At 73.5% G+C, this 11,819-nt stretch carries 11 protein-coding genes and 1 tRNA gene; 4 read left to right on the top strand and 8 right to left on the bottom strand.

Going from position 1 to position 11,819, the window contains the following annotated elements; all coding sequences use genetic code 11:
- Both AB1673_05285 and AB1673_05280 read left to right on the top strand, forming a co-directional pair.
- Window positions 1-1,154, top strand: a 1,154-nt coding sequence (locus tag AB1673_05285; GenBank protein MEW6153391.1) for a PQQ-dependent sugar dehydrogenase, incomplete at its 5' end; no start/stop codon positions are given.
- A gap of 243 nt (window positions 1,155-1,397) precedes the next feature.
- Complete coding sequence (locus AB1673_05280; GenBank protein MEW6153390.1) at window positions 1,398-2,324, top strand: DUF559 domain-containing protein; 927 nt, start codon at window positions 1,398-1,400, stop codon at window positions 2,322-2,324.
- A gap of 82 nt (window positions 2,325-2,406) precedes the next feature.
- On the opposite strand, the gene thrC is transcribed toward AB1673_05280, so the two are convergent.
- Genes thrC through AB1673_05255 form a run of 5 tightly spaced genes read right to left on the bottom strand, consistent with a single transcriptional unit; the run spans window position 2,407 to window position 8,028 of the window.
- Complete coding sequence (thrC, locus tag AB1673_05275; protein MEW6153389.1) at window positions 2,407-3,462, bottom strand: threonine synthase; 1,056 nt, start codon at window positions 3,460-3,462, stop codon at window positions 2,407-2,409.
- The gene (locus tag AB1673_05270; GenBank protein MEW6153388.1) at window positions 3,463-4,749 is read right to left on the bottom strand and encodes a homoserine dehydrogenase; all 1,287 of its coding nucleotides are present in this window, start codon (window positions 4,747-4,749) and stop codon (window positions 3,463-3,465) included.
- A gap of 36 nt (window positions 4,750-4,785) precedes the next feature.
- The gene (gene lysA, locus AB1673_05265) at window positions 4,786-6,048 is read right to left on the bottom strand and encodes a diaminopimelate decarboxylase (protein MEW6153387.1); all 1,263 of its coding nucleotides are present in this window, start codon (window positions 6,046-6,048) and stop codon (window positions 4,786-4,788) included.
- The gene (gene argS, locus AB1673_05260; protein ID MEW6153386.1) at window positions 6,045-7,649 is read right to left on the bottom strand and encodes an arginine--tRNA ligase; all 1,605 of its coding nucleotides are present in this window, start codon (window positions 7,647-7,649) and stop codon (window positions 6,045-6,047) included. The genes lysA and argS overlap by 4 nt, the downstream gene beginning before the upstream one ends.
- 4 nt (window positions 7,650-7,653) lie before the next feature.
- Window positions 7,654-8,028, bottom strand: coding sequence for a response regulator (locus AB1673_05255; protein MEW6153385.1), 375 nt, complete (start codon window positions 8,026-8,028; stop codon window positions 7,654-7,656).
- Between the two features lie 97 nt (window positions 8,029-8,125).
- Between AB1673_05255 and AB1673_05250 the strand changes: the two genes are divergently transcribed.
- Window positions 8,126-8,197 (top strand) — tRNA-Arg (locus tag AB1673_05250).
- Window positions 8,198-8,255: 58 nt separating this feature from the next.
- Here AB1673_05250 and AB1673_05245 read toward each other — a convergent pair.
- The 3 genes from AB1673_05245 to dinB form a co-directional block, all read right to left on the bottom strand.
- Window positions 8,256-9,341 (bottom strand): hypothetical protein, encoded by a 1,086-nt coding sequence (locus AB1673_05245; GenBank protein MEW6153384.1) that lies wholly within the window; start codon window positions 9,339-9,341, stop codon window positions 8,256-8,258.
- A 100-nt stretch (window positions 9,342-9,441) separates the two neighbouring features.
- Window positions 9,442-9,606, bottom strand: coding sequence for a hypothetical protein (locus tag AB1673_05240; protein ID MEW6153383.1), 165 nt, complete (start codon window positions 9,604-9,606; stop codon window positions 9,442-9,444).
- Window positions 9,607-9,959: 353 nt separating this feature from the next.
- Complete coding sequence (dinB, locus tag AB1673_05235; protein MEW6153382.1) at window positions 9,960-11,150, bottom strand: DNA polymerase IV; 1,191 nt, start codon at window positions 11,148-11,150, stop codon at window positions 9,960-9,962.
- An 80-nt stretch (window positions 11,151-11,230) separates the two neighbouring features.
- Here dinB and AB1673_05230 point away from each other — a divergent pair.
- Window positions 11,231-11,819, top strand: a 589-nt coding sequence (locus AB1673_05230) for a hypothetical protein (protein MEW6153381.1), incomplete at its 3' end; no start/stop codon positions are given.

Raw genomic sequence — 11,819 nt, 5'->3', positions numbered from 1 at the left:
CAGGGCCCGGTCCGACGGGGACGGCCGGACCGGGGCCCGCCGGACCGCCGCCCACCGATCCGCCCGGGCCCCCTCCCACCCCCCGTCCGACCGACCCGCCCCGGCCCGCGGGGCTGGCCGCCGTACAGATAAGGCTGAACAGGATCGCCACGTTCACCGAACCGCTGGCCATGGCCGTGCGGCCCGGCGACGGGGCGCTGTACATCGCCGAGAAGCGGGGGCGGATCAGGGCCTTCCGGGGGACCGTCGACCCCACGCCCGTCCTCGACATCTCGGGCGAGGTCAGCACCGGTACCGAGCAGGGGCTGCTGGGCCTGGCCTTCTCGCCGGCCGGCCGGCTGTACGTCAACTTCACCGACACGGCCGGGGACACCCGCATCGTCGAGTACGAGATGGTCGGCGGCCGGGCCGACGTCTCCACCCGCCGGGAGGTCATGTTCATCGACCAGCCCTACGCCAACCACAACGGCGGCAACCTCGTGTTCGGGCGCGACGGGCGGCTGTGGATCGGTACGGGCGACGGGGGCGGGGGCGGCGACCCCGACGACAACGCCCAGAACCTGGGCTCCCTCCTGGGCAAGATGCTGCGTATCGACCCCCGTCCCGACGGCGTCAACAGCTACACGGTGCCGGGCGACAACCCGTTCGTGGGCACACCCGGGGCCCGGCCCGAGATCTGGGCCTACGGGTTGCGCAACCCCTGGCGCTACTCGTTCGACCGCCAGAACGGCGACCTGTGGATCGGCGACGTAGGCCAGAGCGCCCGCGAGGAGGTCAACTACGCCCCCGCGAACGCGGGCGGTGGCCAGAACTACGGCTGGGCCCGCCTCGAAGGCACCCGGCCGTACTCGGGGACGGCCCCGGCCGACGCCGTGGGCCCGATCATCGACTACGCCCGCACGGGCGGCAACTGCGCGGTGACGGGCGGCTACGTCTACCGGGGGGGACGGGTCGCGGGCCTGGCCGGGGCCTACGTCTACGCCGATTACTGCGCGGGCCAGATCCTGGCCTTGCGCCAGAGCGACGGCCAGGTCGTCGACCAGCGGGCCTTCGGGGTCATCAGCCCGTCGGTCACCTCGTTCGGCGAAGGTCCCGACGGCGAGCTCTACGTGATGAGCCAGGAAGGCGGCGTCTTCCGCATCGAAGCCGGCTGAGCCTGACCCCGGCGACGGCCCCCCCGGCGGGCAGGCGGGAGGCGGCAGGCGGCAGGCGGCAGGCCGGCAGGCGGCAGGCCGGCAGGCGGCAGGCCGGCAGGCGGCAGGCGGGAGGCGGCAGGCCGGCGACGGCCCCACCCGCGAAACCTGCGCGGGAATCGTGGGCGGAACGCCCACGATTCCCGCGCGGGTTTGCGTTCTTTGCAGCCCTTCAGTGTCATACCTTGCTGGTTGACTGGCTGAATGACAGACCATATATTCGACATCAACCTGAGGACTTTGGCCCTTGGCCAGCACGGGCTCGTGAGCAGGGCCCAGGCCCGCGCCGCTGGGGGGACCGCCGAGATGATCCGACTGCGGCTGGCATCGCCGGACTGGGACGCCGTCACCTACCGGGTGCTCCGGCTCGTCGGCACGCCGTCGAGTGACCAGCACCGGGCCATGGCGGCCGTGCTCGACGCCGGCCCGGGGACGGCCGTCTCCCACCAGAGCGCGGCCGCCATGTGGGGCCTTCCCGGGTTCGACGCCGGCACCATCCACGTGAGCCGGCCCCGCGGCGGCCCGGCCCGGTCTTCCCCCCTGGCCGTGGTCCACTGGCCGACGTGGTTGCCGGACCAGCATGTGTCCCGGCTCGACGGCGTACCCGTGACCACGGTGGCCCGCACCATCTTCGACCTGGCCTCGGACTTGCACCCCAAGCGGGTGGCCCGCACCGTCGACAACGCGCTGGCGCGCCGCCTCGTTCGGGCGTCGGCCATCGTCGGGCTCTGTTCGTCGCTGGCCGAGCAAGGCCGGGCCGGCACCCGCCTGATGCGCGAGCTCATGGCCGAGCGTGACGGCGCCTATGTCGCTCCCGAGAGCGGGCTCGAGGCCCGGTTCCTGGCGCTGGTGGCGGCGGCCGGCCTACCCACGCCCGAGCGCCAGGTCGATGTCGGCGGCGACGACTGGGTCGGCCGGGTCGACTTCCTGTTCCGGCCCGAGAGGCTGGTAGCCGAGATCGACGGCGACCTGTCGCACACCGCCCTGCTCGACCAGGAGGCCGACGACGAACGTGACCGCCGTCTGCGGGCGGCCGGCTACGAGGTGGTCCGGGTGACGGCCCGCCAGGTGTGGTACCGGCCCGACGAGGCCATCTCCCTCCTCCGCGCCGCCCTGTCCCGCGCCGCCTGAACCCCGACCCCGCGAAACCTGCGCGGGAATCGTGGGCGAAACGCCCACGATTCCCGCGCAGGTTTGCGTTTTCCGGGGGCCCTCAGAGGCCGAGCTGGGCGCGGACGGCGGCCAGGTCGGCCTCGACGGGCGAGGGGACGGTCACCTCGGCGATGGCCCGGTCGGGGTCCTTGAGGCCGTGGCCGGTGAGGGTGCACACGACGGTGGCCCCCGGGAACGGCGGGCCCACCTTCATCAACCCGGCCACCGACGCGGCGGAGGCGGGCTCGCAGAACACGGCCTCCTGGCCGGCCAGGAACCGGTAGGCGTCGAGGATCTCGGCGTCGGTCACGGCGTGGACACCGCCCCCGGACCCGGCTACGGCGTCGAGCGCCCCCTGCCAGGACGCAGGGTTGCCGATGCGGATGGCGGTGGCCACGGTCTCGGGCCGCTCGACCGGGTGGCCCACCACGATCGGGGCGGACCCGGCGGCCTGGAAGCCGTACATGACGGGCGCCTTGGTGGCCCGGCCCGCCTCCCGGTACTCCTGGTAGCCCTTCCAGTAGGCGGTGATGTTGCCGGCGTTGCCCACGGGGATGCAGTGAGCGTCGGGGGCGTCGCCCAGCACGTCGGCGATCTCGAAGGCGCCCGACTTCTGGCCCTCGATGCGGTAGGGGTTCACCGAGTTGACCATGGTCACCGGCTCGGTCTCGGCCAGCTCCCGCACCAGGGCGAAGGCGTTGTCGAAGTTGCCCCTGATCTGCAGCACCTGGGCGCCGTGGACGAGGGCCTGGGCCAGCTTGCCCAGCGCGATGTAACCCTCGGGGATCAGCACCACGCACTTGAGCCCGGCCCGGGTGGCGTAGGCCGCGGCCGACGCCGACGTGTTGCCCGTCGAGGCGCACACGACGGCCTTGGCCCCGTCCTCGTGGGCCTTGGAGATGGCGACGGTCATGCCCCGGTCCTTGAACGAACCGGTGGGGTTGGCTCCCTCGACCTTGAGCAGGACGCGCGCGCCGACCATGGCCGAGAGCCGGGGCGCGGGTACCAGGGGCGTGTTGCCCTCCAGCAGGGTGACCACCGAACCGGGCGCCATGGAGGGCATGAAGCCGGCGTACTCGACGATGACCCCCCGCCAGCCCGAAGCCGAACCCCCCACCTAGTCGGCCCCGACCACGCGCAGCAGCGTGCCCACCCGGTCGACGGCCTCCAGGCCCCGCAGGTCGTGGAGGGTGGCCTGCATGGCCCGCTCCTCGGCCACGTGGGTGACCAGCACCAAACGGGCCTCGTCGCCCAGGCCGAGCTGTTCCATCTTCCAGATCGACACGCCGTGGCGGGCCGTGACCCCGGCCACCTTCTCGAGCACGCCCGGCCGGTCGACCACGTCGATGGTCACGTAATAAGCCGAACGCAGCTCGTCGATAGGGCGGATGCGGGCGGCCACCGGCTCGGGCAGGGCAGCCACCCGGCCCTGGCGCAGGTTGGCGGCGGCGTCGACGAGGTCGCCCATGACGGCCGAGGCGGTGGGCCGCCCGCCCGCCCCCCGCCCGTAGAACATCAGCTCGCCCACGGCTTCGCCCTCGACGAACACGGCGTTGAACGAGTCGCGCACCGAGGCCAGGGGGTGGTCGAGGGGGACCATGGCCGGGTGGACGCGCACGGCCACGTCGCCGTCGACAGCCTCGATCACGGCCAGCAGCTTGATGACATAACCCAGGCGGCGGGCCATCGAGATGTCCTCGGACGTGATGGACGAGATGCCCTCGCGGTAGACGTCGCCCGCGGCCACCTGCGCGCCGAAAGCCACCGTGGCGAGTACGGCCGCCTTGGCGGCGGCGTCGTAGCCCTCCACGTCGGCCGTGGGGTCGCGCTCGGCGTAACCCAGGCTCTGGGCCTCGGCCACCGCCTCGGCGAACGAACGGCCGTCCTCGGCCATGCGGGTCAGCACGTAGTTGGTGGTGCCGTTGACGATGCCCGTCACCCGGCGCAGGCGGTCGCCGGCCAGCGACTCCCGCAGCGGCCGGATCAGCGGGATGCCTCCGGCCACGGCCGCCTCGAACAGCAGGTCGACCCCCGAGCGCATGGCCGCCGAGAACAGCTCGGGGCCGGCGTTGGCCAGCAGCTCCTTGTTGGCCGTGACCACCGGCTTCTTGGCGTCCAGGGCGGCCAGGATGAGCCGGCGGGCGGGCTCGGTGCCGCCCATGACCTCGACGACCACGTCGATGGACGGGTCGGTCACCACGCTCTCGGCGTCGTCGGTCAGCACGCCGGCGGCCAGCTCCACCCCCCGGTCCTTGCTGATGGAGTGGACCGCCACCCGGGCGATCTGCAGGTCGAGCCCCGTGCGGGACCGGATGGCGGCCCCGTGGTCGCGGACCAGCTCGACCACGGCCCGCCCCACGTTGCCGCACCCCAGCAACCCCACCCGAACGGTCTCCTGGCCCATCCCCACCACGGTAGCCGTGCCCTGGTCCCGCGGCTCTCAGCTGTCGAGGCGCAGCAGGTCGTCGAGCGTCTCCCGCCGCACGACCACCCGGGCCTGCCCCTCGCGCACGAAGACCACGGGCGGGCGGGGGACCTTGTTGTAGTTGGATGCCATCGAGTGGCCGTAGGCGCCCGTCACCGGTGTGCACAGGACATCGCCCACGGCCAGGTCGGCGGGCACGTGGGCGTCGCGCGCCACCAGGTCTCCCGACTCGCAGTGCTTGCCCACCACGGTGACCACCCGGGGGCGGGCGGCGGTGGTCGCCCGGGGCAGGAACGCCTCGTAGCCGCTCCCGTAGAGCACGGGCCGGGGGTTGTCGCTCATCCCCCCGTCGACCGAGACGTAGGTCCGCACACCGGGCACGTCCTTGACGGTGCCCACCCGGTAGAGGGTGAGGCCGGCAGCCGCGGCGATGGCCCGCCCCGGCTCGACCGTGACCCGGTTGGCCAGCCCCGCGGCCCGGCACGCCCCGAGGAGCCCCTCGGCCCACTCGGTGATCGTGGGGGCCTCCTCCCCGTCCACGTAGGCCACGCCCAGGCCGCCGCCCAGGCACAGCTCGTCCACCCCCAGGGGGCGGACGAAGTCGGCCAGGGCCTCGACCGCCTTCTCGTAGGACCGCACCAGGAAGATCTGGCTGCCGATGTGGGCGTGGACACCCACCAGTTCGGCCCACGGTGCGGCCACGACCCGCTCCACGGCCCGGGCGGCGTCGCCGCTGGCCAGCCCGAAGCCGAACTTGGAGTCGACCTGGCCGGTCATCACGTACTCGTGGGTGTGGGCCTCGACCCCGGGGGTGACGCGTACCAGCACCCGCACCGGCGGCGCAGGGGCCAGGGCTTCGAGCCGGTCGAGCTCGTCGAAGGAGTCGACCACCACCCGCACGCCCAGCTCCACGGCCCGGGCCAGCTCGCCCACCGACTTGTTGTTGCCGTGCATCTCGATGTGGCTGGGCGGCACACCCGCGGCCAGGGCCACGTGCAGCTCACCCCCGGTGGCCACGTCGACGTGCATGCCCTCCTCGTAGGCCAGGGCGGCCATGGCCCGGCACAGGAAAGCCTTGCCGGCGTAGGCCGCGTTGCCCGGGCCGAAGGCGGCCACCGCCTCCTGGCAGCGGGCCCGGAGGTGTTCCTCGTCGTAGACGAAGGCGGGGGTGCCCACCTCGGCGGCCAGGTCGACCAGGTCGACCCCGCCCACCGACAGGCGGCCACCGGGCCCGACCTGGGCCGTGGCCGGCAGGAGCCGCAGCGGCAGCGGGTTCACATCGAGTCGGGGGCGGACGCGCCCAGCAGGCCCAACCCCGCGGCCAGGCCGACCCGGGTGGCCTCGACCAGCCACAGCCGGGCCTGGGTGACCCCGGGCTCGACGCCCTCCCCGAGCACGCGGCACTCGTGGTAGAAGCTGTGGAACCGGCCGGCCAGCTCCCGCACCCAGGTCGTGACCTTGTGGGGCGAGCGGGTGAGGCAGGCGTCGGCCACCACGTCGGGCAGCTCGGCCAGGCTGCGCAGCAGGTCGAGCTCGCGCTCGCCGGTGAGCACGGAGAGGTCGACCTCGGCCAGAGGCCGGCGCTCGACGCCCTGCTCTCGGGCCACCCGCGCAATCGAAGCAGTCCGGGCGTGGGCGTACTGCACGTAGTAGACGGGGTTGTCCATCGACCGGCGCCGCACGGACTCGAGGTCGATGGTCGTGGCCTGGTCGATGGACGACATGAGGCTGAGCAGCCGGGTGGCGTCGGGCCCGATGTCGGCCACCAGCTCGGAGAGGGCCACGAAGTTGCCGGCCCGCTTGCTCATCTTGCCCTCGGCCAGCGAGACCATCTGGCCCAGCTTGATCTCCAGGCGGCCCCGCTCCACCCCCAGGGCCTCCATGCCGGCCAGCAGGCTGGCCACCTGGCCGTGGTGGTCGGCCCCGAACACGTCGATGGCCCGGTCGAAGCCCCGCACGAAGAACTTGTTGCGGTGGTACGCGAGGTCGCCGGCCAGGTAGGTGAAGTCGCCGTCGGACTTGACCAGCACCCGGTCGCGGGAGTCGCCGAAGTCGGTGGTGCGTAGCCACGTGGCCCCGTCGAGCTCGTAGACCAGTCCCCGGTCGCGCAGCACGCCCAGGGTCTCCTCCACGGCCCCGCTCTCTTCGATCGAGGCCTGGCTGAACCACTCGTCGAAGCGGATGCCGATGCCCTCGAGGGTGGCCCGGATCTGGTCGATGATGCGTTCGGCGGCCCAGCGGCCGGCGGCCACCACATCCTCGGGCCCGTCGTACTGGTCGGCCAGCTCGGCCACGTAGTCGCCCTGGTAGCCGCTCTCGGGGACGGCCTCGCGCCGGCGGCGGGCCAGCACGCTGCTGCCCAGCTGGCGCACCTGGCCGCCGGTGTCGTTCACGTAGTACTCCCGGGCCACCGACCACCCGCACCGCTCCAGCAGCCGGCCCAGGGCGTCGCCGTAGGAGCACCACCAGCCGTTGCCGACGTGGATGGGCCCGGTGGGGTTGGCGCTCACGAACTCGAGGTTGACGCGTTCGCCGTGGCCCAGGTCGGGGGCCGCGTAGCCGTCGGGGCCTCCTGCGATCACGGCCCGCAGCACGTCGTGCAGCCAGGCCGGGTCGAGCCAGAAGTTGAGGAACCCAGGGCCGGCGACCTCGACCCTGGTCACGTAGCGGGGCGGGGACCCGGTGAGGGCGGCCCGCAGCTCCTCGGCCAGCTCGCGAGGCGGGCGCCCCGACCCCTTGGCCGAGGCCAGGGCCACGCTGGACGCCCAGTCGCCGTGGTCGCGCCGGTCGGTGGGCACGACCGGCACCTCGGCCGGCGGCTCGACCCCGGCCGCCGTCAGGGCGTGGCCGATCGCCTCCTGAAGGACCTCTTTGACCACGGCCCTAGCGCCCGCCGTCGACCAGGAGCTTGTTCACGCGGTCGATCAGCTCGAACGGGTCGAACGGCTTGGTGAGGTAGTCGTCTGCCCCCGCGTCGAGGCCCGCCTGCACCTCGGCGCTCTGGGCCTTGGCCGACAGCAGGAGCACCGGTAGGGCACGGGTGGCGGGGTCGGAGCGGAGCCGGGTGACCATCTCCAGGCCGTCCATGCGGGGCATCATGATGTCGGACACGACGGCGTCGGGCAGCCACTCCCGCACCATCTCGAGGCCCTCGGCGCCGTCAGCCGCCGATACCACCTCGAAGCCCTCCATCTCGAAGTTCACGCGCAGAAGCTCCACGATCACCGGGTCGTCGTCGACTACGAGCAGCTTGGGCATCGGGGCCCCGATCCTACCGGCCGCCCGGACGGGAACGTGATGGACTTCTGGGCCCGCCCCGGTCGTGCGGCCCGGGGAGTACGATCGGTCCCTGCCAGCCCTCGTAGCTCAGGGGATAGAGCACCGCCCTCCGGAGGCGGGTGCGCAGGTTCGAATCCTGCCGAGGGCACAACCCAGACCTCCTCAAGAACCCGGCCGGGCGACGGAGCGACGCCCGGTCGCTCGGGTCACACGAGCCGGCGGACGGCCAGCAACAGGAGCACGGCGAGGGCCGTGACCGTGGCGATGGCCCAGGCCGTGACGAGCCGGCGGGCCGCCGGTCGGAGGTCGTCGAGAGCGGCCGCGCGACCGGGCAGAAGGCTGGTCAGCACGGGGCCGATCCGGCCGAACAGGTCGGGCACGCCCGCGAGGTCGCTGACGATGTAGTAGCCGTCGAGGCGCACGAACGGCAGGAACTGGCGGGCGGCCAGCACATGGTGCAGGACGATCACCACCAGCAGAACGGCCGCCCCGGTGAGGGCGTAGGCCCCAGCCAGGGCCACGATGAAGACGACGTTGAAGTACACGCCGCCCAGGTCCGCCCGCAGGCGGCCGGTACGGTCGAGCCGGTAGGAGTCGTTGAGGTCGCTGAAGAAGACCGGCCAGACCAGGTAGAAGCCCACCCCGACCCGGCCCGGGGAAGCCCCCCCGTAGCGGGCCCCGGCGGCGTGGCCCGCCTCGTGGAACGCGCCGGCTGCCAGCGTGAGGGCGAGGACGAGCGAGGCCGACCAAGGGTCGCCCACGACCGTCGCGGCCCCGGGCAGCGGGGTCGAGCCGAGCAGCAACCACAGGTCGACGCCCACGAGAGCCCCCAAGAAGGCGGCCACGGCCGCCGGGTGGAAGAGGGGGCTGAGGCCGGTGGCGACCCGGTCGACAGCCGCCACGGGCACGACTCCGACCTTGAACAGCGCCCGCAACCGGAGCCGCCGGCGGCCCGCCGGGCCCGAGGTGGGCCCCGACCCCGGGCCCGGCGACGCCTCCGCGCCCGCCCGGTCACCGGCCACCACCCCGAGGGGGCGCAGCTTGTTGTCGAGGAGCCATCCGACGTCGGACGCCCCGACCGGGCGGCCAGCGCGGGCCGACACCCGCCGGGCGATGGTGGCCGCATCGCTCCGGCCGTCGACCTCGGCCGCGATCTGGAACAGCAGGGCGGACACAGCCAGCGCCCGCCCGTCGCCCCGGCGGATGAGCCAGGGCACGTCGAACGAGCCCGAGCCCCGCATCTCGCCGATCAGCTCGACGCCCGGGCCGAGCCGCGGGACGGGTCGGGACATCCCCGGGGCAGGCCCGGCGAGAGGTGCGGCCCCGGCTGGGATGGGCAGCGCCGTTCTCGCCGGGCCGGGTGGTGCCCCGGGGGATCTCACTCCCGGGTGATCAAGAGCCGATGGCCCCTATCAGCCAGTTGGGACCGGACGTGTCGACGTTGACGTTGACGCCGTCGAGGCCGAGCAGGGGTATCCCGAGCAGCGACAACCCGATCAGCAGGTCGCGATCAGGAAGCTCAGACGCGTGCTGGCCCTCCAGCTCTTCGATAGTCATGGCGCCTTGTTCGTGGTTCACTTCGACTCCCTCTCGTGAAAGGACATTGGCCAATACGATCGGGCAGTGCTCCCCGCCGCGCCCGGGTGGAGCCGGTGAACAGGGGCCAGGCCCCCGGTACCGCCGGCACTACCTGGTCAGCACTGCCCCATATGTGCTCTATCGCACTTCGAACCGGCCCGCCAGACGCCAAAAGCTACGGCACACACAGCGTTGCAGAATGACAGGCCCCCAGCCGTCATCGGAAATATAGTGCATGAATCGGCGCCCGTCAGTAGATGCATTTCTCATCTATATCCGAGCCCCCAACCTCGCAAATTGTCAGGTCGTTGTGGAGGGGACGGCAAGCCGGTTCAACCGTCCGGGAGCAGGGGGACAGCCAGGCTGTCGCGCCGGCCCAGCAGGGCGGTGCGGGTGACGGCCCGAGCGCCGAACCGCTCCCTCACGCCGTCGACCGCCGCGTCGAGGGCCGGGTCGGCGCGGGCATCGAAGGGCAGCGTGAGCTGCACGGCTCCGCGGCCGTCGAGGTTGGCCACGGCCACGCCCACCAGGGTCAGGCCGCGGGTCTGGACCATCGCTTGGGAGCCAGCCAGCAGGTCGCGGGCCACGTCGAGCACGACGGCTGTCGAGGCCGTGGCCCGGGCCAGCGTGTGCGAGCGGGTCGCTCGCGTGTAGTCGTCGAAGCGCAGGCGCAGCACGACCGTGCGGCCGGCCCGCCCGCTCGCCCGTAACCGCCGCGTCACCCGGTCGACGAGGACCATGAGGACGGCGTCGACGTCGGCCGCCGACCGGCGCCACGACCGGCCCAGGGCCGACTGGGCGCCTACCGACCGCCTATGGCCGCCGACCACCACCGGCCTCGGGTCCCGGTTGTGGGCCAGGGCGTGCAGGTGCCGGCCCGTGGCCCGGCCGAGCATGGCCACCAGGGTGGCCTCCTCCAGGCCGGCCACCTCGCCCACGGTGGTGATCCCCCGGCCGTGGAGCTTGGCCGCGGTGGCGGCCCCGACCCCCCACAGGCGCTCGACGGCCAGAGGGTGGAGGAAGGCCAGCTCGCCCCCGGCGGGCACGACCAGCAGGCCGTCGGGCTTGCCCACGCCGCTGGCCACCTTGGCCAGGAACTTGGTGGTCGCCACGCCCACGGTGATGGGCAGGCCGACACCTTCCCGTACCCGCCGGCGCAGATCGATGGCGATCTCGACGGCCGGGCCCGAGACCCGACGCAGCCCGCCCACGTCGAGGAAGGCTTCGTCGATCGACAGCCCCTCGACCAGTGGCGTGGTGTCGGCGAACACCTCGAAGACGGCCCGGCTGGCCTCGCTGTAGGCGTCCATGCGGGGCGGGACGACCACCGCGGCCGGGCACAGCCGGCGGGCCACGGCCCCGCCCATGGCCGTGCGCACCCCACAGGCCCGGGCCTCGTAGCTGGCGGCCAGCACCACCCCACCGCCCACGATCACGGGCCGGCCCCGCAGCCGCGGGTCGTCGCGCTGTTCGACCGAGGCGTAGAACGCGTCGAGGTCGGCGTGCAGTATGGTCGGCTCCATCGACGAACGTATGTTCGCACACAGCCCCGGGCCGGCGTCGGGCCGGACGTCCACTGGGGTTCCGGCGTAGACAAGTGGCGATGAGCCGCGCACCAGCGAGCGCGCTGGCGGAACTGCAGGCCGGCGCGCCGGGAGAGGCGTTCGTCGCCGAGCTGGCGCGCACGGTGCGGGCCGTGGCAGTGGCGCGCGGCTTCCCGCCCCCCGACGGTGCCCCTCGGTGGGACGACGATGCGGTGGCCACCGTGGTCTCCGAGCTGCTCACCGACCCCCAGACCCCCCGGCGGCTGGCCGACCTGGCCCTGCACTGTGCCACCGAGCACGCCCTGCGGGCCCGGCTGCAGGGTTGCGTACGCAACTTCCTGGCCGACCTGGGGCGACGTACTCCCGTGGGCAAGCTCGTCGTGCGGGTCAACGAGGTGCTGGGCCAGACCGAGGGCTTCGTCCGCTCCCACGGCCGCTGGGCCCGCACCGACACGACGGCGGGGCCGACCGGTCCGGGCTCGGCCAACCCAGGCTCCGGCGGGACGGGCGGGACCGGCTCCGGCGGGACCGGCTCCGGCGGGACCGGCTCCGGCGGGACCGGCTCCGGCGGGACCGGCTCCGGCGGGACCGGCTCCGGCGGGACCGGCTCCGGCGGGACCGGCTCCGGCGGGACCGGCTCCGGCGGGA

The organism is Actinomycetota bacterium, assembly GCA_040754375.1.
Taxonomy (GTDB): Bacteria; Actinomycetota; Acidimicrobiia; order Acidimicrobiales; family AC-14; genus JBFMCT01.
This window is presented reverse-complemented; position numbering and strand designations above follow the sequence as displayed.

Bases quoted from the DNA above. Each gene is read 5' to 3' on its own strand.
- AB1673_05280 (MEW6153390.1), top strand. From the start codon at position 1,398: ATGACAGACCATATATTCGACATCAACCTGAGGACTTTGGCCCTTGGC.
- AB1673_05270 (MEW6153388.1), bottom strand. From the start codon at position 4,749: ATGGGCCAGGAGACCGTTCGGGTGGGGTTGCTGGGGTGCGGCAACGTG.
- AB1673_05255 (MEW6153385.1), bottom strand. From the start codon at position 8,028: ATGCCCAAGCTGCTCGTAGTCGACGACGACCCGGTGATCGTGGAGCTT.
- AB1673_05245 (MEW6153384.1), bottom strand. From the start codon at position 9,341: ATGTCCCGACCCGTCCCGCGGCTCGGCCCGGGCGTCGAGCTGATCGGC.
- AB1673_05240 (MEW6153383.1), bottom strand. From the start codon at position 9,606: ATGACTATCGAAGAGCTGGAGGGCCAGCACGCGTCTGAGCTTCCTGAT.
- dinB (MEW6153382.1), bottom strand. From the start codon at position 11,150: ATGGAGCCGACCATACTGCACGCCGACCTCGACGCGTTCTACGCCTCG.